A 19,554-nucleotide genomic window follows, 5' to 3' on the forward strand; every position below is an offset into this window, starting at 1 on the left:
TTCTTTTGTATGCAGTCACATTGACACCACATTGATACCATGTTATACTTAGTATATACTGTTTTCAAAGGAGTATGAGCGATATGCTGAGTATCTACACCGTTAGTTTTTTCGGGCATCGAAGCATCGAGCGAGTATCAGAAATAGAGAACGCTCTTGATAAACTCTTGTACGACCTTATCAGGCAGAAGGAGTATATCGACTTTCTCATAGGAAGGGACGGAGAATTTGACCTTCTTGCTTCTGCTGCCATTAAAAGAGCTGTCCGTCAGTACGGATATGGTAATACTCATTTTACGCTGGTTCTGCCATATATGAAAGCAGAATACCGTGACAATGAACAGGAATATCTCGGCTACTATGATGAAGTCGAGATATGTGCGGAGTCCGCAAATGCTCACCCGAAGTCAGCTATTCAGATCAGGAACAGAAATCTTGTAGACCGATCAGATCTTATAGTCTGCTGTATTCAGCGTAACAGCGGCGGAGCTTACAAGACGATGCAGTATGCTGAAAAGCAAGGGAAACACATCATAAACCTTGGAGATAACTGAAAAAGGACGGCATAGCCGTCCTTCGGAAGCACATATATTACCACAGCTTTATGGTGTAAGGGAGTATTTTTTTACATACTTATTGACATCTACGCCGCTTTCCATATACTTCAGCAGTATCTCCGCACAGGCACGGGCATCGCTGTCCGCCTGATGATGATTCAGGGCGATACCGTAGTGATCGCACATTACATTGAGGTTATGCTTCATATCAGGAAGAACACGCCTGCCGATCTGGACCGTACACAGGTATTCCGCAGACGGTTTCCATTTGATACCGTAACTCCGCAGACACGCACGGAGGACGCTCATATCAAATACAGCATTATGGGCAACAAGGATACCCTTGCTCATGATCGGCTCTATCTTCTTCCAAAGCTCTGCGAAATTCGGAGCGCCCTTGACTTTCTCAGCATCTATGCCCGTGAGCTGCGTATTGAAATAATCGAAGTGTGTTTCGGGATCAACGAGCGAAAAGTAATTTGCCGCAATCTTGTTATCCCTGACCGCAGTAATGCCTATCGCACTCATACGGTCATTTGCGTGATTGGGCGTTTCAACGTCGAATACGATATAGACTGCCATGATACATCACTCCTTTTGCATCAGCTCTTAGGATAATTATACCATACCGCCGGAAAAAGGTCAATCGGCAGGAAAAGAAAAACAGCCGACATCGCTGCCGACTGCCTACCTTTTATGCACCTGTTTTCTCAAAGCCATTCAATAGCTGTTTATCTGAGAACTTGGACAGCTTGCCATCTGTCCATTCTATAAAAACATTGTCCATCTCGTCTATGTAAATAATCGTCGCCGTCGAGCCGACAGGATAATCGCTGGTGACTGTATCTGTCATCTTGATCTTAGCACCGACTGTAATTGAATCCATCATAGTAATAACCTCCTACTGATTTCACACACTTGCTCTATTATACTACAATGGAGTTTGAGTGTCAAGAATCAGGAGGTTTATTCATCGGGCTGCACAAAAGCTGTGCAGCTCTTTTTCTATTTCAATATCTTCTTTATCTGTTCATCACTTGCATGGGGCAGAACCTTCCGCAGATGTTCAAAGATAAGCTGATAGGATTCTTCCGGCTCTCGCTGATAGACTTTATCGGTAAAGGCGGCTCCCATAAATTTTTCGGGAGTTGAGTATTCAGCTACGCCCCAACCGTAGTGTTGCCCGTGCTTGTCGGTCATGTATATGAAGTTGCTTGTGATCACATAGCATTGCTCCTGCAATCTTGTGATAGAGGTATCAAAACCTTTATTGCCGCCCTTGCGGTAATCTCCGAGCTGTTTGAGTTCTTTGGATATAACGGGAGCATGACTGTCAAGCAGATCATACAGCACCTTGTCAGTATGTTTTGCAAGCCCTTCATCATACCTTGCATCGAAATCATAACCGTCACGACGATAGTTTGCAAAGTCCGGAAACCAATCACGGCTGATGTATACCGCCTTGTGTTCAAAAAACTTTCCATAGGCACAGCCTGTTTTCTGTATGACCGGACCTTTCCAGTCCCAAGCATCCCACTGTGCGCTGTCGGAATAATACCAATGCTCAGGAGCTATATGCTCCTCTATGGAAAAGCCCTCGATACTGTTTCGGAAGAACGGCAGAAACCCGTACTTGTTTATCGCTTTTATTAGGTCAGCCTCAGACCTGATCGTGAACCGCATACCTGCCATAAATCTCAGCCCCTTTTCCTCATTATATCACGGTATATCTTTGAGTGTCAAGCTTTGAGGGAAAGTAGTTATTGGGATGCAGGATAGTTCTCCCTATTTTTATAGTATAGTCAATTGTAAACTTTTTGTGAACATTTCGATTTTTCTTTCCCAAAAATCCGAAAATGTCGGTAGTAAGGTGAAGGGGTATGTTTGCTCAGTCGCACAGCTCCAATTCCTGAGCAAAGCAGGAAAAATCCGAGAGCCGCAGGTTCAATTTGAAAAACGCCCGATCAGGGCGGTTTCAAAATTAGCAAGCACGGCATTGATGCACTACAAATTGAGATTTGAGTGACTTTCAATGCAGATGCTTGTCAGAGGGCTTCCGCCCCTAAAACCCTGAAAAGAAAGGAGAGAGAATGAAAGATAAAATAAAGAGAACACGGAGCGTTCAGGTACGGTTGACACAGGAAGAATACGACTTCCTTGAGCAGAAGTTCAGGCTCAGCGGTTATAAGTCTAAAAGTGAGTTTATGCGTATCGCATTCTTTGATACACTTATCGTGAAATTCAGCACCGAGGATATGCAGGAATTGTTACGGCTTGTCCGCAGTATTTCCAACAATGTGAATCAGATAGCGGTTCGTGTGAACAGTACCGACAAGGTTTACCGTGAGGATATGGATAATATCAAGGACGGAGTTGAGAAGATATGGCAACAACTAAGATATTTCCAATCACAGCTACGGTCGGTTCAGCAATAGCCTACATTGCTGCCGCTGCCAAGACCGACAACGGCAGACTGATCAGCACCTTTATGTGCAGTCGTGAACCCAGCAAGGCTGCCAAAGAATTTGCTGAAGTCACAGCAACAGGTACAGGCAGAAGCACCGTCATTGCCCAGCACTTCATTATGTCGTTCAAGCCTGGGGAGGTTACTCCCGAAAGAGCTATGGAGATCGGCAAGGAAATGTGCGAAAAATACCTTAAAGATCAGTACCAATACTATCTCGCAGTCCATACCGATAAAGGTCATGTTCATCTGCATTGTATCTTCAATAATACGAACCTCATCAATGGGCTTACTTTTGAGACATTGGAGAACCGCAGATTTACAGAGAAAGACAGGTCATACAACAAGCTCCGTACCCTTGCAGACGAGGTATGCCGGCGGCATCATCTCTCCGTAGTCGAACACCCCGAAATGGGTAAAGGCAAGAGCCATTGGGAATGGGATATGAACCGTCAGGGATTATCGTGGAAGGCAAAGCTGAAATACACGATAGATCAGGTCATCAAGGTCAGCGAGGACTTCGATGATTTTCTCAGGAAGTGCGCCGATTTCGGTGTGTTTGTCGAGTATAATCCCGACCACAAGATCGACCTGAAATTTATGCTTGCCGAGCAGAAGGAACGCAATCCGAGAGCCAAGTTTACACGCGCCCGAACACTCGGCTGGTTCTACGAGACAAAGCAGATCAGGCAGCGTATTGAGCAGAACAAGGGCGTTATGATCTATGTGCCGAGGTCAAAGATCAGAGTTATCACGAAGAAGCCCCTGAACAAGTTTATTCAGGACGCTATCGACCGTGGCAATATGAAGCTCGCCAGTATTGCTAAGAATGTGATCGCTGAGTATGGTATCGAGCCTGAAAATCTTCGCAGTGAAGCTATCTCTACCTATGCTCACAGCCGAACACTTCTCTCCGAGCTGAACACCATGAACACGGAGATAGACGATCTCAAATTCAAGCTGAAAGTCCTGCGGCAGTACCGCAAGTTCAAAAGGTGCGCCGAGGAGCTGAAAACTCTCAGCGGTCTGGCTGCGAAGAAGTACCGCAAAGACCACAGCTATGACCTGAACGAATACGGGAAAGTCCGCGCTCAGGTGTTGGAGCTTTACCCGTCCGGTCATATCCCGACCGTGGAGAGCTTGGAGCAAAAAATAAACGCCCTTATGCAAGGGCGTTCACAGAAAGATATGCAGTTTCGTGAGGAAGATAAACGGGCGCGTGACCTTGCCGACGCACAGCGTACCATTGAGGAATTTCTCCGTCAGGAACGCAGCGAGCAGCAGCAAGATCGCAAGCGTAAAAAGAATGGGGATTTAGAGTGATTAAATGTTAAATAGAATCTTAGCACATTCTGGGCAAAAGCAGTAACCCTTTTTTTCATTCAAGCGAAAGTCATATATTTCTTTGCAATAAGTTACGATTTCATTGCACTCATTGCACCGAACTATAACACAATCCAAAATAGAGCTATTATACAGTTCTTGAGGAATAGCCTTGTATAAATCTCCATATTCGATACTACCATCTTTTGACGATTTATAAGATACTCGTTTTTTAATCAGATTCATTTTGCTTCTTCTCCTTTTGCAACTCTTTGAAAGTCTCCAACGCCGTGAGTAATAGCTTATTCACGCTCATACCGAGCGATTCCGCATAAGCCTTGATCGCATCACGCTCCTCGGCGGACACATACAGCTTCAGCGTTTTGTAATTCGCTTTGGCATACTGAGCGTTTGAGGATATTTTCTTGGAACGAGCCTGCTTCTGCTGGCATTCCTTACAATACTTCTGAGAGCCAGCCGTCACCTTATAAGGCTTTCCACAGATAGAGCAGACCTGTTCGCTGCCGATCGCAACAGCTTCTCCGGCTTGCTTCTTCTCCTTGTATGCCCTGTTCCGCATGACCTGAGCCTTGTCACGGCAGTAGATGCAGTATTTCGCTCTGCTTGACGGAGACTCAAACTCCATTCCGCAGATCTGGCAAGTGTGCTTATACATCAGATCACCCCTTGATCGGTTATTACAGCTATTCTATCACATTAGTGGGGATATGTCAAGTATAATCGAAAATATAGTGAAGCTGCACTGGGGAAATCAGATAATTTGCTGCGCATTGCCGAAATTCAAAAACTTCTGAAAATTATACTTGACAATAGGGATATTGCATAGTATAATAAAAGCACAACAGGAACACGAAACACCACAGACCACGAAAGGAAGGTAAATCCTATGTTAAACAAGTTCATGGTAGCCGGCAGACTGACTGCCGATCCCGAAATCAAGACCGTTGGCGATAACCGCCTCTGCAAGTTCACCATTGCCTGCGAACGCCCGAAGCGTAAGGGCGAGGAGAAGGCACAGACAGACTTCTTCGACTGCACCGCATGGAATCGCAACGCTGATGTGGTAGTCGATTGGTTCGGCAAGGGCGATATGGTAACGCTTGTCGGTGCAGTCCACATCAACCGCTATGAAAAGGACGGTCAGAAGCGTTCGGCTATCGAGGTCAAGGTCGAGGAGATCCACTTCTCAGGCGGTAAGAAGAAGCAGGAGAACACCACACCGACCGATAACGGCAACCCATACGCAGGAACAGAGGACGATCCGCTGTTCTGAGCCAAAATCACAGGAGGATAAGAAAATGGAAACGACTATCATCGCAATCAGCAATCAGAAAGGCGGAGTCGGCAAATCGACCACAGCCTATAATCTCGGAGCTTGCCTTGACCTGAAACACGATAAGAAGGTGCTTCTCATCGACTTCGATCCGCAGGCAAATCTCTCCGAGTACCTGAAATACGAGCCGGACGGCAACCCGACCATGACACAGCTTATCATGTCATTCTACGCAGGAACTCCCGTGACCGCCGAGACAGCTCAGAAAGCTATCCGCCACAGCGAAGCCGCAGGAGTGGACTACATTCCCGCCGACATTAACCTCGCCAATGCGGAAACGCTCATGGTCACGATGATCTCAAAGGAGCATATTCTCCGCAGGATACTCACGGAAGATGTGATCGGAGCGTATGACTTCGTGCTGATCGACTGCCTGCCGTCCCTCGGAACGCTCCTTATCAATGCTCTCACCGCTGCGGACAGAGTGCTGATACCCGTGCAGACACAGAAGTTCAGTATGGACGGCTTGCAGTCCCTCGAAGCACTTACACAGCTTGTCAAAGCGAACACCAACCCGAAGCTGAACCTCATCGGAGTGCTGCCGACTATGGTTGACCGCACAAAGGTCAGCAGAACGGCGATCGAAACACTCAACGAGAAGTACGGCGAAATGCTGTTCAGGACAAGCATCAGCAAGTCCATTGAAGCGGCGAAAAGCTCCGAGAACGGCACACCGCTTTGTCTCACAGGTCACAAGTTAGGTCAGGAATATGATGAATTGGCTCAGGAGGTGCTTTCAAGATGTTAAATATCCCCGAACTCGCAATGAACCCCAACCGCAAGGTCACTACCAAATGCTACGGCGAAGTCAAGGTGTGGGACGACCGTGAAGAAGCACAGGCTTATTTCCTTGAAGCGATGATGAACAGCGACGGCGCAGAGCATGACCGCTACTCCGGCATCTACATTCAGCTCCAGAACGGGCTTGACTACTGCACCGATGAAGATGATGACGAGGAGGACGAGTCATGAAGCCCTTTGACACCGACAAAATGCCGTGGCTTTTCACTCCCCACGGCGATGGTGAGCTGAACGAGTATTTCAGCACCGACCACAGCAAGATCATCGCAGAGACTTCAAAGGAAGTGCTTGCAAGCCTTTCCGAGAGCCGTGACAGGCTCTCAGGAAAGCTCTGCTACGAATTTCACTACAATCAGCGCAGATATAAATACACGCTCCTGCGGTTTGCGGATATGATCGTCCGTGCCGATGTTTCGATCAAGAAGCTGAAAAAGCGAATCATGGAGCTTGATATTGACAACCGTGAGCTTCGCAAACAGCTTGCGGACATGGAAAGGAAGATGAAACGATGAATACACCGCAGTTTGACCTGGGAACAATGCTCTCCGCACCGCAGACCGCTATTCAGCAGATACCGTGCGATCAGCTTCACCCCTACCACAACCACAAGTTTGAGCTGTATTCGGGCGAACGCCTTGAGGATATGGTCGCCAGCATCAAGGAAAATGGTGTGTTGTCTCCGATCATCGTACAGCCTATCGAGGGCGGTTATGAGATCCTGATCGGTCACAACCGCTGGAACGCTTCAAAACTCGCAGGACTGCCCACCGTGCCAGCTATCGTCAAGACGGGTTTGACCGAGGACGAGGCAGAGATGTATGTCATCGAAAGCAACCTTATCCAAAGGTCATTTTCAGACCTGAAAATATCTGAACAAGCGGCTGTTGTCGCAAGCAGACACAGTAAGATGTTCTCACCGGGCAAGCGTAATGATATTATCCGTGAGTTGACACTTCTTGAAAATCCCAATGCCGAGATCAGTGGCGACACAACCTTGAATCCAGTGGGTTCAAAGTTAGACACAAGCGAGAGTGTCGGCAAGGAGTACGGCGTGAGCAAAGGCTCTGTTGTCCGCCTTATCCGCATCAACAAGCTGATCGATGAGCTGAAAGCCCTTGTGGACAGCGGAGATATTGCTATCAGAACAGGTGTGGAGCTTTCTTTCCTGTCGGAAGATACGCAGGCTGTTGTTGCCGAGTGTGCTGTTGAAGATAAGATCGACTATAAAATCGCCAAGATGCTCCGTGCATCAGCCGAAAGCGACGGATATATCGACCGTTATACTGTTCACAGTATCATCTACGGTGATGATAGTGAGCAGACACCGAAGCCCAAAAGTGTGAAAATCAGCAACTACGCCTATACCAAGTATTTCGCAGAGGGTACAAAACCAAAAGAGATCACTGAAACTATCGAAAAAGCGTTAGAATTCTATTTTAAGAACAATACCTGAAATATAAAGGAGAGTAATCATCATGAAAAAGATTATTACAGCGTTATTCTGCACCGCACTTGCACTAAGCTCAGGCTTTACAGCATCCGCTGCCGAAGCCCCCGACCGTGAAAGTCTTGAAACCGCCATTTGGGAAGATCTCTGGAACGGCAAGGGCGATAACGGGCTTGATTATCCCGAAGCATCGTACAAGCATCATCTGCTTGACAAGTGGCTTGACGAGAACTACGGCACGGGAGCTTACAACTGGAACGATATAGGAGAGGTCACACACGGCTATCGCAAATACTACCGCAGTCTTATTGACGGCTGGGACTTTGAGGACGATAATGACGGTGGCTGGACAATCGAGACTGAGGACAACCTTTACAGCTTCACGCTTCAGGGCGGCAACTGGCAGATGATCGACAAGAACGGCAATACCGTGGACAGCTTTCCTCCGTTCAGTACGCTGAAAGACGAACCCGACGAAAGCACAGGCGGTTATGAGATAAACGATAAGGGCGAGGACAGTCCGAGAGTGATCGGAGAGGTCGCAGGAGGAACGGAAAAGGCTTCTGAGGGCGGTTCTTCCGCAGAGGGTAACGATACCCCCGACGCTCCGACAAGCGGTTCTGAGGGCAATTCTGCGCAATCCGGAGCCAATCTTCTGCCTGTTGTTGCAGGAGTTGCAGCTCTCGCAGGAGTCGGTGGTGCAGCGTATTACTTCACACGGAAACGGAAGTGATCACATGATCTTCAAAAGCAAACAGGAAGTCAGCGGCTCACCCTTGTGGGCTGTTGACACCGACACGCAGACGGTCACGCATATCAACCCCAAGACGGGCAAAACGGAGCGTTATGTATTTCACACCGACCACATCAGGTACTATCTGCACCACATAGAGGATATGCGGCCCGACCTCTTGCAGGCAATCGTGGACAAGGGCGAGATATACAAGCACCTTGACGAGCTTGATACAAAGGTCACGGACGCTGTAAACCGTCAGACCGAGCTTCTTATGCAGTCGAGCCGTGAATTTCAGGTAGCCAAAGAGATCGGTGCTGTCAATCTTGTCGGCTCTATCGGCAATATGCTCCGTATGCAGGCGCAGAGAGCTGTCAATGAAGCTATGATTTATTTATGGAAGGACGAGGAATAATGTTTTGTGCGAACTGTTACAAAGAGATACCCGCAGGCAAGAGCTATTACAGGCATCAGGACACCAATCAGCCTTACTGCTCTCTGGACTGTCTGAACGACCACATGATCTACACCCACACGATCACGCTTGAAACGAGCGAGGGAAGCGAAAGCACCGAGGAACAGGACGATGACGAGTGAGGAATACGTTGAGGAACTGCACCGGAACGGAGTGAAGCTCATAAAAAACGACGGCTCTCATAGTGAGATACCGTCGGACTTCCTGAAACGAGCCACCGAGCTTTGCAGTCAGCTCACGTGCAGCTCGATCAGCTATGATATTTTTGATCCGCAGGACAGCGAGCATACAAAGCTCAGAGTGCTGGAATGTGGGTATGCGGAATAAGAAACGGATAGCCGTCTGTTGAGGACGGTTATCCGTGTTTGATGGATTTAGGTTTCTATATTCTTTGCTTTTTCCTCTAATATCGCTTGTAAATCTGAATACATTTCATATTCTCTATGAAGCCATAATGATAAATAAATATAAAGTCCCAAAGCGATAATACCTACTGGAATTACAAGCCAAAGCCATTCTGATTCAAAGAAGGAATGAATCACTTCTATATCATTAAATTTTGCGGATATAATTACACCCAAAATGAAACCTATAAGAGCATTCGGTGTATCATGGGCACAATCAATATTTGTGGCTCTAAGCTTATAGAAGTGACGTAAATTGCTATAATACGTTTTGATATTATTGTTACTAATCTTGAATTTATCAATGTTTTCTTCTAACTCTTGAAGCACAAGAGCTTCCCACTCATTAAAATTTGAGATTTTAATGTTATTCTTTTCGTATTTTTGATATTGACATAATTTTCTATATATTTCGAGATGTTTTTTTATATCGAGGGCATCACCTATAAAAGATTCCGCATTGCTTTTTGCCTTTTTATTCTTTATCCATCCAAGAATATAATTAACCATATTGTATTTCTCCAATTCAAGCAAAGTTTTTTATATTATACCACCGAGACTCGAAAAAGTCAATCTGTAAACCTTTTGCAAACCAAAATCCGTTGCAATATACCGCCATTTGTGCTATAATCAGGATATAGAGCAGATCGGAGGTGAACTGCAATGGATAACGAAAACGAAGAATTAGTAAACCGTGCATTATACAAGCGTATCAAGTCAATGAACCGTACTGAAATGTAGAGTTTTGTCAGAAACGTCTATCAGCAGAGCTATGAGAAAGCCAAGCAAGAAACGCACCCCATTGATTATGATAGCTTACGAGCCGACCTGAGCAAGATCAAAGGCATCGGAGAAAGTCGGCTTAACGAGATAATGACGGTCATAGATAACCATATTAAGATCAATGACAACTCATAGGAGGGATTTCTTTGACCGTTGATACCAAAGAGGTAGTTACTACTATCGCTTATATGATAGGTGTCCGAATGTCGGCGCTGAAAACCAGTTACGGCGAGTGTGCCGAGCTGATCGAGAAGCTCCAAGCCGATAAGGACGCTACCACCATAAGATATTTATGTAAGCTCCGAACCGTACTGATGCAGAAGTTCAAAAAGACCGATGATCTGATGCGGTATGAGCTGAAAAACCTGCATAACATCGAATGGTATGACCACGATAACATCAAGCAGCTTGAAAAATGGGGATTTACCATTGTTCAGGCGAATTACCGTTCAGAGAAGTATATGCAGGATTTCACAAGGCTCATCAATGAAAACATTGATAAATGCTCCCGTCTGTTCTATGACTGGCTGAATTGGGAGTATATCCGAGACTTGTTCTTTGTCCCGAAGTACAACAAGAACGGAGTGATGAAAGACGAGTTCAATAAATACATGGCGAACATCGAGCATTACCCGTTTCATATGTATATTCACTGGCAGCCTGCCGAAGTCGGGAGCATCGTCTATTCCGACCGTAAGTTCCTGAAGATCATCTACGGTCAGCATAATGACAGCTTCACCGACTATACGAAATATCGGGACGCAGACGATGAGACACGAAACAATATATATAATTTTATCGACAGCGCCGAGAAAACTGCTATCGCCGTCGATTGTGAGAACTCCAACCCATACAAGCTGTATAGTGTGCTGAAAGGCTTAAATCAAGATGAACTTGCCAAGATCGAGAAAATTACGCTCTATGACGATCCGAACACTACCGCAGGCTGGGATTGGCTCTCAAAATTCACGCAGATACCCGTTGAGCATATAGAGATCGACCGAGTGACCGACAGAAAGTCCCTGGTCGATGTGCGAATGACTGCAAGCGTAGTCACGGACTTCTACCGTGACGGAATAACATCATTTATCATTGTGTCGAGTGATTCCGACTTTTGGGGACTCATCGAGAGCCTGCCGAAAGCAAAGTTTCTCGTTATGTACGAATACGAGAAGATCGGAACGGCGATCAAGAACGCCCTCGCACAGCACGACATCTATTATTGTGCCATAGATGATTTCTGCACCGCAGGCACGGAGGAGCTGAAACGTGCCGTCCTCTTTGCGGAGCTTGAAAAGCATTTGCCTTCACTCATCGGAGAGAACCCTCTGGACCTTACCCACAAGATATACGAAGCAACAAGAGTGACCGCTACCATGAAGGAAATGGAGAATTTCTGCAATCGGTATGTCAAGACGTTGAAGCTGAAAATATCCGAGGGTAAATTCGTGATAGAAATTCAGATATGACGGAAAAAGGACGGTTCAGGCGAGCCGTCCTTTCGTTATGGGGAACTTTGAATCCAGTGGGATCAAAGTCTGTTGCAGTTATCAGGATTATTATATCCACCGCTATATATAAACTTGATCTTTTCCTGCAATTCTTCGCTGAAATCGCTGAGGTCATCAAGTGTGATCGCACCCTCATGAAGCAGATCGAGGATATTGTCTATGACCTTAGAACGTGAATTGGTCACGACCACGCCCGTATCTCTCTTATCGTCCCTGATACGCTTTTCAAGCTCCCAAAATCTTTCCGAGGGCAGCTTGTCGGAGCTTAACAGCTCAATATACTCCTTACAGAGCTTTTCCATGTAGCCTTCCTGCCAGTCAGCGATCTTGCTTTTGTAGAGTTTCCAATCGCTCTCAGGGTATCCGAATTGATTCATTGCAATTGCTCCTTATCGCCTAAATTAAGTTGTTTTCAATCAATGTAAACATACGGTTATGCACATCTATGTTGATTTGTTTCATAAGCTCATTGTTAAGTATCTCGCCATTTGAACAAGCCTGTTTGAACCGTCCTGATAGAAGATATTCAGCAATATCATCACCATAAGGTGCATCAAGCTTGATCGCAGGCTGCCATTCATGAATACTTGCGCCGTAATAAGCAAAGCCAAGCATATAATCCTGTTCCTGCTGCGTGAGCTTTTTTTCATGGGCAATCCATTCATCTTTACCCATACGCATATATTTTGTGAAAGGAAGATAGAAGTCGAGTTTAGTTCTGATCTCAAACAGCATTTCACGATATATGCAAAGATCAAGTTTTTTGTGTTCCGTATGATATTGTTCCCAGCATTCTACTTCACGGTAGCAGACAAGCGTTAAGATATAGGCGATTTTTCGGTTTGACATTAACTGCATTGTTATTGCTCCTTGAAATGGTTATTCCTCAAACAGTGCTGTTCTCCGTTCATTCAGCCAAGCGATGAAGCCAATCCACGGTGCAAAGTTATCCGGAATATTCCTGATAGAATTGCCGTCACGGTACAGCGGCACCTGGGTTATATCCTTGATCTTTCCCGACATCAGGTCTTGCAAGGTCTGCATTCGCAGCTCATCGCTCATCTGCACGATCTTATCGTCAACTGCTTCACGGAGCTTGTCTATATCAGCCCTTGTCTTTACACCAAGTTCCTCTAATACCGGAAGGTAGTGTTTATCATAGGTTTCGGGGGCTTTCTTTGTATCAGGCTTATCAATGGGGAGCTTTATCGTATCAAGTTTGTTTCTCAGTACATCTTTTTTCATATTTTTCTCCGTTACTCTTTATCCGGCTGCTGTCCGTCATGTGCCTTCCACGCACATTCGGTGAGCTTCATATCGGTAAATACCGCCTTGAAGCTCGATTCTTCGGGACTGCAAGCATATACACCGAAGCGTATCCTGCCTTTGCTCTCCCACATATGGCACACACGCATCTGCGAGAAGTTCACACCGTCATAGGAACATTCGATACAGTAATCGTCCTCACGGCGGCTGAAACGATACCACATGGTCTTGACATTTGCAGGGATAGCCGTTGTTGCCCAATCGGAGTAGCCGTGATTGGTAACGACCGAGCCTAAATGCTGGAACTCCTCATTCTCATATTCGACCGATGCTTTCAGCCAGTTCTCCGAATCAAGATACATCACGATACCGCACTGATCGAAGCGGTGGTGGCTGTCGGTGAAATTGGTTTTCACTATGAAAGAGAAGTATTTTTCATCTGTCTCCGCTTGCAGAACGGGAGCGTTATCGTTGCGGAAATGATAGTACGTTCGCTGCCACAGGTCTGTATGCGGCTCGGTCACGATCTCAATGCGTTCATCGCTGATATCAGAGCTTTTCGGCGCTCTTGTCCATTTCATATTCTCGGTCATTGCTGTTCCTCCGTAAAAATTCAATCGTGCTTTTTATACTTGATTGTCGGCATTTGCTTAATCTTACCACCGATTTTTACACGCTCAAGGCAGAATACCATATCAGATGTCCTTTGAAAATACCCTATGGACTTTAACCAGCTCATTCCGCATTTGCAATGCTTTAAGCCTATAAACTGCTGCTTCATTTTTCTACCGCATTCAGGGCATATTCTGTCAGCCATATTTCCTCACTCCACAAATCATAAATCTCTGAGGACTTCCGCAAACTCCTCAAGATTATATGCTCCGTCAATAGAGTTGTGGTCAAAGGTCATATAGTATTTGAACATTCTACCTGCCTGTGCCGCCCATGTCTTACCGAGTTTCAACTTAGTACGGCTATCACCATTGTCACGGTCATCGCCTTTCGCTTCAACGAGGATAATCTTTCCGGACTTCATCATCACAATGAAATCGGGATAGTGATTGATAAAAGCATTGATACGGAAACCCTTTTTCTCTATGATCCTATGCCACCAAAGCACACCATCACAGCCGGCTATTACATCAAGCGTTCTTCTCTCAAAGCCGTTCATGTGATCCCATTCGGCTTCATACAGAGATTTCGGTACTTTATCCGTTGATTCGGACGGAGTTATCACCATAGGAAAAGCGTATGTAGCATCAGTAAATACACGGTCACGCTCAATAAGATCGTAGAAACGCTCCTGCATATACGCTTCACGCAGGGACTTGATTTTTTCTTTAATGCGGTTAGCATAAGTGAAATACGATGTTTCAAGTGCTGCCAGCTCATCTTCGGTCATATTTGCAATGATACGGCGGACATAGGCTTCAACTTCCGAGGTGCTGAAAGTATTGTCACGGTTGATCTCATGGCAGATGCGCTTTGTGCAGCTCTCAATCTTCTCCTCCGGTGCCATTTTAGCAAACAGCTTGCGGAGATACTCATCTTCGAGGGTAGACAGTTTCTTATACTTCGGAACGGCTTCACCCTGGCTCTCGACATCTATCTCAAACATTTCGCCTGTTGACAGGCTAAAGCTGACAGATGCGTCCTGTTCGCTCAGTGAAAATCCTTTCAACAAACTTTCCTTTGTAAGCAGAGCTGTATTGCCTCCGAAAAGATCTGGAACAGATTCAATACAGAATTGCGGTATTTTCAAAGTCTGCACTTGTTCAGCGAATTGTTCCTGAATACGATATTGTTTTAGCATCTCACCGAGTTCACCACCGATCCATACACTTTCTTCTTTGTTTTCTTCTTCGTATTGTTCTGCTGTTTCCTCCGCCTGCGAGATCATCTCCTCAACGGACGGCGGAGCTGTTTTTACTACTTCTGTATAAAGCGCGGGCTCGACAGGAGTATGAATATCCGAGAAATCATCTTCTGCTTCAAGTTCCGATTCCGGAATAAACGGCATGGTAGTCTGTGCCGGCTGAGGTGTAGGAACAGGCGACTCCGGTTCGGTCATGGGCAACGCTTCACCAACACGGTAATCCTTGCGTGAGAAGCCTGCATTATTCAAGCCTACCACAATGCTGTCAAGGGTATCATGAAACGCATTGGAACAAGTCAGCACAAATGAGCTGTTCAGCAACTTAGCACCATGTTTACGGGCATAAGGCTGACGGAGTATTCTGCCAAGTATCTGCTCCACATCGACCTTAGACGTTTTATTGGCGAGACTTGCGAGGACATACGCAAACGGACAGTCCCAGCCCTCTTTCAGAGCATTGACCGTAATGATATAGCGTATCGGGCAATCACGGCTCATAAGGTTTGTTTTGCCGAGATCATTGACCTTTGAAGTTTTTATTGCTATCTGTTCTTCGGGGATGCCTCTGCCGAGAAGTATCTCCTTTACCTTATCGAAAGTGTCATTATCATTGTTGTTCTTCGGCTGTGCCTGGAAAAGCACGATAGGACGGATATATGCGCCGGTGCGTTCTTCTTCCTCGATAGCCTGCTGTTCCAGTATTCCGCGCAGGTGGATAGCATCGTCGATAACGCTGTCTCTGGAAGTGCGGTTATACACTATAACGGGCAGCTTGACCATGTTTTCCTTTTTGAGTTTTCTGGCATCAACATACGAAATGATATTGCTGTTTTTGCGAGGAGTTGCCGTCAGATCGAGAACGAATGACGGGTTGAGGTTATTCAGCATTTCCACGCTGAGGTCTGAACCTGCGTTGTGGCTCTCGTCAACGATAACAACGGGCGAGAGGTGACGCAGGGCTTGTATCAATGCAGTATCGGGGGTATCGGCAAGCAGTTCCGACTCGTCCTTGAAATAGTCGGCAAAGTTTTTGAGATTGCCGTTTTCCTGATAAACCTTGCGGACATCTTTCTTTTTGCTGTCGATACGGAGAGAGCCGTAGCTCAAAATGCAGACAGTAAGCTGCTCATGAACGGTATCGGGAGTGAAATTCTGTCCGTTCAGGAGCATTTCTTTTGTAAATACGCCCACTCTGCCGTTGAAATCGGCATTCAGGCGGCGTGTATACGGGTGATCGGGGTTCATAAGGTTCGTTGTGGTCTGCACCAAAATAGGATCGGACGGAACGAGCCACACCACCATTTTCGGTGTATGCTTGTGCATACCGCCCTGCGGCAATGCGTCAAAGATACGGCGGACGGCTGCACAAGCCATAAAGGTCTTACCGCCGCCTGTCGGTACTTTCATACAAACATGGGGTACTCCCTTGATACTGTTGCGATAGCCGGGGACACCGTCAAGACCAACAGTAACGTCCTGATCGTTCCAATATTTCTGCCAAGCCTTGTGAAGATCGTCTGTCTCGTTAAGTGCAGACAGGTATGCGGACAGATTGCCCATTACTTCACGCTGATAACTGTTCAGCTCCATATTTTAATCACCAACTTTACAGCCAATGCAATTATGATAAGCCGCCCCATCATCATAAGCACCTTATCCATTTTCCCATTTATTCTGTCAAGCGTTTTGTTTGCTTTTTTCAGTGCTTCCAATGTTTTATCCATTGCAATTACCTCACATTCTTGTAATGTCACGGGGAATCTTCTTGAAAGTGATATGGAACTTTTCAAGCTCCTCATCGCTCAAAATGCACTTATCGGCATAGATCACATAACTGTCGGCTTTGGTCTTGACCATGTGCAAAAACTCCCTGTCAAGAGTTGTGACTTCGTTCTTATCGTAATAGAAATAGTAAGCCGTGTCGTAATACTCACCGAGGAAATACGGCTCATCCGCCTTGTCGGTCACAGCCTGCTTTGTTTCGGTGAAATAGACATAGCTACGTATCTTATCAAGCGGAACATTCTCGTTCAGATACTCGCCGTCAAGGAGCGTATCGCCCAGCTCATAGAATGTAAAGCCGCCGCCCGTTCCCTCGACTGCCTTTTTGCCCTCACCGTAGCCGTCAATGACACGCTTTACACGCTCTGCGGTGATACTGTCGGCATAGTCCATCATCTCGATAAGGATAAACTTGCGATTGCCGCCGTCCTGCTTGTTCATGTTGAGGACTGCGTGGGCGGTAGTGCCGGAGCCTGCGAAGCTGTCAAGGATAATAGAATTCTTGTCTGTTGCGATTTGAAGAACTCGCTCTATTAGTCTTGTTGGCTTAGGAGTATCAAAAGGAGCTTTGCCGTCAAATAATAAGGCGACCTCATTCTTTGCTTCTCCTGTATGTCCAGTATCTGAGTGAGGCCAAAGATTTGTTGGTACTCGACCGGTGCTTACCTCTAAATACTGTTTTCTTCTTAAACCGCCCTTTCCTTTGTTAGTAAAATACAAAAGCGGCCAAGAATATTTCTTTTCTAAGCCCAAGTCATATTTAGCCTTAACCTTAGCTCTTGCTTCTTCACTTGAATCAACCATCATTATTGCACAAATTTCCTGTGGGGTTTTCTCAGCATTATTACATATTTCAAATCTCTTATCATAATCATGAATATCTACTAACTGATACTCAGCCCATTCCTGCATCTGTTCAAGCATTTGCGGTTGTCCGAAAGACCAGCACCGTCCAATAGGTGGGTATAGCAATTCTCCAGTTATAGGGTGCTGAATAGCATAAACCATTCCGGTGTGCGTAGCTGCTCCTGGTGCATTAACGGTTACAGATGACCACGGACGTGAATCACCGTCAATTGCTTCATAACTTGAATTCATATCTTCGGTTCTTTCAAGTTTATAAGGACTCCATTCTTCAGATTTACTATAAACCAGAATGTGTTCTATTTCAGCCATTATTCCCTTTGAATCGTTACGTTTTGAATAAGTACGTTGCCATCCAATATTGGCTACAAAACATGAAGAACCAAATATTTCGTCACAAATCATTTTCAGATTGTAAAGCTCATTATCATCAATGGATATGAAAATAACCCCATCCTCCGCAAGCAGCTTATGCAGGAGCTTTAACCGAGGATACATCATACACAGCCACTTGTCATGGCGGGACAAGTCCTCGCCCTCGCAGCCGACTACCTCACCGAGCCACTTCCTTATACGGGGATCATTGACGTTATCGTTGTAAACCCAGCCCTCGTTGCCTGTGTTGTATGGCGGATCTATGTAGATACAGCGGATCTTGCCCTCATACTGCGGCAAAAGGGATTTCAGCGCAGAAAGGTTATCGCCGTAGATTATCATATTGCCGTCGGCTTCACCGTATTCGTATTGTGCATCAAGCACACGGTACGGCACGTCCATGTGATGATTGATGACTTTATCCTTGCCTATCCAGTCAAGTGTCGGCATTTCGGTCACGCTCCTTTTTATGGGGATAAATGCTTTACTTATTATTATAGCATAGATCGGAGGGATTTTCAACCGCTTCTACGAAAAATTGAGTGCAACTTAATGTTTACTTATTTCGATACTTTCATAGTTGCCGATTCGTTCGTAGGCGTATAATCATATTTTAGTTGAATATCAAAGAGGCGTATCACGGAAGCTTTTTTCAAAAGACATATACGCAATCCTTTTTGAAACTGTTTTGTACTATCGATATATAACAACTGTTTTTCGATAAAGAGTTATCGCCATATTCTTTTAGCCTTTCCATATTGTTGATTTTGCACCAAATTCAATAGAGGGTACACAAAAAAATTCTAAAAACATTTCCGAACCTATTGCAATTTTCAAAGATTTGTGGTATACTAAATATAAAAAAACTGATGGCTTTAGCAAAAAGGAAAAATTTTTGCTAATCATATTAACTATGAGAAAAAAGGGGGTGGAAATATGACTCCAGAAGAAGCTACTCAGCTTTATAATATTGAGCAGCACAAATATTATGAGTATTGCGGATATGTTGTGTCTTATCAGAATAAAATAGGCGAGTATCAGTCTGAACGTCAGAATAAATGCGTCCAAGTGGAGAATAAGCAAACGGAAATTCAAAAGAATAAAGAGCTTTTTGAAGCTATAAGTGGTACAACTGGTGTTCATGATGACCTTTTTTCTCACCTTACTAAAATAAACAGTAAAGTCGAAGATGCCGCCTCAAACTTTAAGACAATGGTAAGCTCAAGCACTGTCAGTTCATTTGATTTATGTAATGCATTTGGTGAAAAAGCAACAAGTGCTAACTCTCAATTGACAGCAGTGTTTGATGCTATCTCAAAAGGGACATCGACTGTATCCGGAGTTATAGAAGCACTCAACCAAGAATTACAAGCATTGAATGCTCGTATACAAGAGCTTGATTCAGAAATAAGCAGAGCACAGGCTATGATTGACCAGTATGAAGCAAGCAAACGAAGTTGTTTAACAAATATGGCTTACTATAAAAAGATTATGGATGCGGCAGTAACGTAATAATATTGAGGAATAGGAGGTGTGTAC

Annotated in this window: 27 protein-coding genes; 14 read left to right on the forward strand and 13 right to left on the reverse strand. The window is 45.3% G+C overall.

Annotated features, from left to right (window positions below; all coding sequences use genetic code 11):
- The first annotated feature begins 83 nt into the window (after window positions 1-83).
- Complete coding sequence (locus tag DW015_RS04550) at window positions 84-554, forward strand: hypothetical protein (RefSeq protein WP_022286514.1); 471 nt, start codon at window positions 84-86, stop codon at window positions 552-554.
- 48 nt (window positions 555-602) lie between these two features.
- Here DW015_RS04550 and DW015_RS04555 read toward each other — a convergent pair whose 3' ends face one another.
- The 3 genes from DW015_RS04555 to DW015_RS04565 all read right to left on the reverse strand — a co-directional run bounded on the left by DW015_RS04555 (window position 603) and on the right by DW015_RS04565 (window position 2,249).
- The gene (locus tag DW015_RS04555) at window positions 603-1,139 is read right to left on the reverse strand and encodes a 3'-5' exonuclease (protein WP_022286513.1); all 537 of its coding nucleotides are present in this window, start codon (window positions 1,137-1,139) and stop codon (window positions 603-605) included.
- Window positions 1,140-1,251: 112 nt separating this feature from the next.
- Window positions 1,252-1,446, reverse strand: coding sequence for a hypothetical protein (locus tag DW015_RS04560; RefSeq protein ID WP_022286512.1), 195 nt, complete (start codon window positions 1,444-1,446; stop codon window positions 1,252-1,254).
- A gap of 116 nt (window positions 1,447-1,562) precedes the next feature.
- On the reverse strand, window positions 1,563-2,249 hold the full coding sequence (locus tag DW015_RS04565) for a hypothetical protein (protein ID WP_117904515.1): 687 nt from the start codon (window positions 2,247-2,249) through the stop codon (window positions 1,563-1,565).
- A 398-nt stretch (window positions 2,250-2,647) separates the two neighbouring features.
- Between DW015_RS04565 and DW015_RS04575 the strand changes: the two genes are divergently transcribed.
- Both DW015_RS04575 and DW015_RS04580 read left to right on the forward strand, forming a co-directional pair.
- Window positions 2,648-2,992, forward strand: coding sequence for a MobC family plasmid mobilization relaxosome protein (locus DW015_RS04575; protein WP_022286510.1), 345 nt, complete (start codon window positions 2,648-2,650; stop codon window positions 2,990-2,992).
- A complete protein-coding gene (locus DW015_RS04580; RefSeq protein ID WP_022286509.1) occupies window positions 2,941-4,344 on the forward strand; it encodes a relaxase/mobilization nuclease domain-containing protein in 1,404 nt (467 codons plus the stop codon). The genes DW015_RS04575 and DW015_RS04580 overlap by 52 nt, the downstream gene beginning before the upstream one ends.
- 232 nt (window positions 4,345-4,576) lie before the next feature.
- On the opposite strand, the gene DW015_RS04590 is transcribed toward DW015_RS04580, so the two are convergent.
- Window positions 4,577-5,020: a hypothetical protein gene (locus DW015_RS04590; RefSeq protein WP_022286507.1), complete on the reverse strand. Its 444-nt coding sequence runs from the start codon at window positions 5,018-5,020 to the stop codon at window positions 4,577-4,579.
- A 231-nt stretch (window positions 5,021-5,251) separates the two neighbouring features.
- Between DW015_RS04590 and DW015_RS04595 the strand changes: the two genes are divergently transcribed.
- The 9 genes from DW015_RS04595 to DW015_RS04635 are packed head-to-tail and all read left to right on the forward strand — an operon-like array spanning window position 5,252 to window position 9,481.
- Window positions 5,252-5,638: a single-stranded DNA-binding protein gene (locus DW015_RS04595; protein WP_022286506.1), complete on the forward strand. Its 387-nt coding sequence runs from the start codon at window positions 5,252-5,254 to the stop codon at window positions 5,636-5,638.
- Between the two features lie 25 nt (window positions 5,639-5,663).
- Window positions 5,664-6,446, forward strand: a complete 783-nt coding sequence (locus tag DW015_RS04600) for a ParA family protein (protein WP_117904519.1) — start codon at window positions 5,664-5,666, stop codon at window positions 6,444-6,446.
- Complete coding sequence (locus tag DW015_RS04605; protein ID WP_022286504.1) at window positions 6,440-6,670, forward strand: hypothetical protein; 231 nt, start codon at window positions 6,440-6,442, stop codon at window positions 6,668-6,670. The genes DW015_RS04600 and DW015_RS04605 overlap by 7 nt, the downstream gene beginning before the upstream one ends.
- On the forward strand, window positions 6,667-7,011 hold the full coding sequence (locus tag DW015_RS04610) for a hypothetical protein (protein WP_002852006.1): 345 nt from the start codon (window positions 6,667-6,669) through the stop codon (window positions 7,009-7,011). Before DW015_RS04605 ends, DW015_RS04610 begins: the two co-directional genes overlap by 4 nt.
- Window positions 7,008-7,952 carry a ParB/RepB/Spo0J family partition protein gene (locus tag DW015_RS04615; RefSeq protein ID WP_022286503.1) on the forward strand — a complete coding sequence of 315 codons (945 nt, stop codon included), beginning with the start codon at window positions 7,008-7,010 and terminating at the stop codon, window positions 7,950-7,952. Before DW015_RS04610 ends, DW015_RS04615 begins: the two co-directional genes overlap by 4 nt.
- A gap of 22 nt (window positions 7,953-7,974) precedes the next feature.
- Entirely contained in the window at window positions 7,975-8,679 is a 705-nt protein-coding gene (locus DW015_RS04620) for a hypothetical protein (protein ID WP_022286502.1), read from the forward strand.
- A 4-nt stretch (window positions 8,680-8,683) separates the two neighbouring features.
- Window positions 8,684-9,094 (forward strand): hypothetical protein, encoded by a 411-nt coding sequence (locus tag DW015_RS04625; protein WP_022286501.1) that lies wholly within the window; start codon window positions 8,684-8,686, stop codon window positions 9,092-9,094.
- On the forward strand, window positions 9,094-9,276 hold the full coding sequence (locus DW015_RS04630) for a hypothetical protein (protein WP_022286500.1): 183 nt from the start codon (window positions 9,094-9,096) through the stop codon (window positions 9,274-9,276). Before DW015_RS04625 ends, DW015_RS04630 begins: the two co-directional genes overlap by 1 nt.
- Window positions 9,266-9,481: a hypothetical protein gene (locus tag DW015_RS04635; protein ID WP_117904521.1), complete on the forward strand. Its 216-nt coding sequence runs from the start codon at window positions 9,266-9,268 to the stop codon at window positions 9,479-9,481. Before DW015_RS04630 ends, DW015_RS04635 begins: the two co-directional genes overlap by 11 nt.
- A 47-nt stretch (window positions 9,482-9,528) precedes the next feature.
- Here the strand turns inward: DW015_RS04635 and DW015_RS04640 are convergent, their stop codons facing one another.
- Window positions 9,529-10,083: a hypothetical protein gene (locus tag DW015_RS04640; protein ID WP_207659355.1), complete on the reverse strand. Its 555-nt coding sequence runs from the start codon at window positions 10,081-10,083 to the stop codon at window positions 9,529-9,531.
- Window positions 10,084-10,487: 404 nt separating this feature from the next.
- Here DW015_RS04640 and DW015_RS04650 point away from each other — a divergent pair, with 404 nt between their 5' ends.
- Window positions 10,488-11,810 (forward strand): NYN domain-containing protein, encoded by a 1,323-nt coding sequence (locus tag DW015_RS04650; protein ID WP_117904524.1) that lies wholly within the window; start codon window positions 10,488-10,490, stop codon window positions 11,808-11,810.
- Between the two features lie 62 nt (window positions 11,811-11,872).
- On the opposite strand, the gene DW015_RS04655 is transcribed toward DW015_RS04650, so the two are convergent.
- The 8 genes from DW015_RS04655 to DW015_RS04685 are packed head-to-tail and all read right to left on the reverse strand — an operon-like array spanning window position 11,873 to window position 18,465.
- The gene (locus DW015_RS04655) at window positions 11,873-12,229 is read right to left on the reverse strand and encodes a multidrug transporter (RefSeq protein WP_117904526.1); all 357 of its coding nucleotides are present in this window, start codon (window positions 12,227-12,229) and stop codon (window positions 11,873-11,875) included.
- A 19-nt stretch (window positions 12,230-12,248) separates the two neighbouring features.
- Complete coding sequence (locus tag DW015_RS04660; RefSeq protein WP_117904528.1) at window positions 12,249-12,710, reverse strand: hypothetical protein; 462 nt, start codon at window positions 12,708-12,710, stop codon at window positions 12,249-12,251.
- 21 nt (window positions 12,711-12,731) lie between these two features.
- Entirely contained in the window at window positions 12,732-13,097 is a 366-nt protein-coding gene (locus tag DW015_RS04665; protein WP_117904530.1) for a hypothetical protein, read from the reverse strand.
- Window positions 13,098-13,108: 11 nt separating this feature from the next.
- Complete coding sequence (locus DW015_RS04670; RefSeq protein WP_117904532.1) at window positions 13,109-13,711, reverse strand: DUF1349 domain-containing protein; 603 nt, start codon at window positions 13,709-13,711, stop codon at window positions 13,109-13,111.
- 20 nt (window positions 13,712-13,731) lie between these two features.
- Complete coding sequence (locus DW015_RS04675; RefSeq protein ID WP_117904534.1) at window positions 13,732-13,935, reverse strand: hypothetical protein; 204 nt, start codon at window positions 13,933-13,935, stop codon at window positions 13,732-13,734.
- 18 nt (window positions 13,936-13,953) lie between these two features.
- Complete coding sequence (locus DW015_RS04680; RefSeq protein WP_117904535.1) at window positions 13,954-16,584, reverse strand: DEAD/DEAH box helicase family protein; 2,631 nt, start codon at window positions 16,582-16,584, stop codon at window positions 13,954-13,956.
- On the reverse strand, window positions 16,575-16,718 hold the full coding sequence (locus tag DW015_RS13365; protein ID WP_181979833.1) for a hypothetical protein: 144 nt from the start codon (window positions 16,716-16,718) through the stop codon (window positions 16,575-16,577). The genes DW015_RS04680 and DW015_RS13365 overlap by 10 nt, the downstream gene beginning before the upstream one ends.
- 10 nt (window positions 16,719-16,728) lie before the next feature.
- On the reverse strand, window positions 16,729-18,465 hold the full coding sequence (locus DW015_RS04685) for a site-specific DNA-methyltransferase (RefSeq protein WP_117904537.1): 1,737 nt from the start codon (window positions 18,463-18,465) through the stop codon (window positions 16,729-16,731).
- A gap of 486 nt (window positions 18,466-18,951) precedes the next feature.
- On the opposite strand from DW015_RS04685, the gene DW015_RS04690 reads away from it, so the two are divergent.
- The gene (locus DW015_RS04690) at window positions 18,952-19,527 is read left to right on the forward strand and encodes a hypothetical protein (protein WP_117904539.1); all 576 of its coding nucleotides are present in this window, start codon (window positions 18,952-18,954) and stop codon (window positions 19,525-19,527) included.
- The last annotated feature ends 27 nt before the right edge of the window (window positions 19,528-19,554 follow it).

This window comes from Ruminococcus sp. AF37-20 (genome assembly GCF_003460465.1).
Classification (GTDB): domain Bacteria; phylum Bacillota; class Clostridia; order Oscillospirales; family Ruminococcaceae; genus Hominimerdicola; species Hominimerdicola aceti.

Excerpts from the sequence above, each read along its gene's own strand:
- DW015_RS04550 (WP_022286514.1), top strand. The coding sequence starts at position 84 with ATGCTGAGTATCTACACCGTTAGTTTTTTCGGGCATCGAAGCATCGAG.
- DW015_RS04555 (WP_022286513.1), bottom strand. The coding sequence starts at position 1,139 with ATGGCAGTCTATATCGTATTCGACGTTGAAACGCCCAATCACGCAAAT.
- DW015_RS04560 (WP_022286512.1), bottom strand. The coding sequence starts at position 1,446 with ATGATGGATTCAATTACAGTCGGTGCTAAGATCAAGATGACAGATACA.
- DW015_RS04565 (WP_117904515.1), bottom strand. The coding sequence starts at position 2,249 with ATGGCAGGTATGCGGTTCACGATCAGGTCTGAGGCTGACCTAATAAAA.
- DW015_RS04575 (WP_022286510.1), top strand. The coding sequence starts at position 2,648 with ATGAAAGATAAAATAAAGAGAACACGGAGCGTTCAGGTACGGTTGACA.
- DW015_RS04580 (WP_022286509.1), top strand. The coding sequence starts at position 2,941 with ATGGCAACAACTAAGATATTTCCAATCACAGCTACGGTCGGTTCAGCA.
- DW015_RS04590 (WP_022286507.1), bottom strand. The coding sequence starts at position 5,020 with ATGTATAAGCACACTTGCCAGATCTGCGGAATGGAGTTTGAGTCTCCG.
- DW015_RS04595 (WP_022286506.1), top strand. The coding sequence starts at position 5,252 with ATGTTAAACAAGTTCATGGTAGCCGGCAGACTGACTGCCGATCCCGAA.
- DW015_RS04600 (WP_117904519.1), top strand. The coding sequence starts at position 5,664 with ATGGAAACGACTATCATCGCAATCAGCAATCAGAAAGGCGGAGTCGGC.
- DW015_RS04605 (WP_022286504.1), top strand. The coding sequence starts at position 6,440 with ATGTTAAATATCCCCGAACTCGCAATGAACCCCAACCGCAAGGTCACT.
- DW015_RS04610 (WP_002852006.1), top strand. The coding sequence starts at position 6,667 with ATGAAGCCCTTTGACACCGACAAAATGCCGTGGCTTTTCACTCCCCAC.
- DW015_RS04615 (WP_022286503.1), top strand. The coding sequence starts at position 7,008 with ATGAATACACCGCAGTTTGACCTGGGAACAATGCTCTCCGCACCGCAG.
- DW015_RS04620 (WP_022286502.1), top strand. The coding sequence starts at position 7,975 with ATGAAAAAGATTATTACAGCGTTATTCTGCACCGCACTTGCACTAAGC.
- DW015_RS04625 (WP_022286501.1), top strand. The coding sequence starts at position 8,684 with ATGATCTTCAAAAGCAAACAGGAAGTCAGCGGCTCACCCTTGTGGGCT.
- DW015_RS04630 (WP_022286500.1), top strand. The coding sequence starts at position 9,094 with ATGTTTTGTGCGAACTGTTACAAAGAGATACCCGCAGGCAAGAGCTAT.
- DW015_RS04635 (WP_117904521.1), top strand. The coding sequence starts at position 9,266 with ATGACGAGTGAGGAATACGTTGAGGAACTGCACCGGAACGGAGTGAAG.
- DW015_RS04655 (WP_117904526.1), bottom strand. The coding sequence starts at position 12,229 with ATGAATCAATTCGGATACCCTGAGAGCGATTGGAAACTCTACAAAAGC.
- DW015_RS04660 (WP_117904528.1), bottom strand. The coding sequence starts at position 12,710 with ATGCAGTTAATGTCAAACCGAAAAATCGCCTATATCTTAACGCTTGTC.
- DW015_RS04665 (WP_117904530.1), bottom strand. The coding sequence starts at position 13,097 with ATGAAAAAAGATGTACTGAGAAACAAACTTGATACGATAAAGCTCCCC.
- DW015_RS04670 (WP_117904532.1), bottom strand. The coding sequence starts at position 13,711 with ATGACCGAGAATATGAAATGGACAAGAGCGCCGAAAAGCTCTGATATC.
- DW015_RS04675 (WP_117904534.1), bottom strand. The coding sequence starts at position 13,935 with ATGGCTGACAGAATATGCCCTGAATGCGGTAGAAAAATGAAGCAGCAG.
- DW015_RS04680 (WP_117904535.1), bottom strand. The coding sequence starts at position 16,584 with ATGGAGCTGAACAGTTATCAGCGTGAAGTAATGGGCAATCTGTCCGCA.
- DW015_RS13365 (WP_181979833.1), bottom strand. The coding sequence starts at position 16,718 with ATGGATAAAACATTGGAAGCACTGAAAAAAGCAAACAAAACGCTTGAC.
- DW015_RS04685 (WP_117904537.1), bottom strand. The coding sequence starts at position 18,465 with ATGCCGACACTTGACTGGATAGGCAAGGATAAAGTCATCAATCATCAC.
- DW015_RS04690 (WP_117904539.1), top strand. The coding sequence starts at position 18,952 with ATGACTCCAGAAGAAGCTACTCAGCTTTATAATATTGAGCAGCACAAA.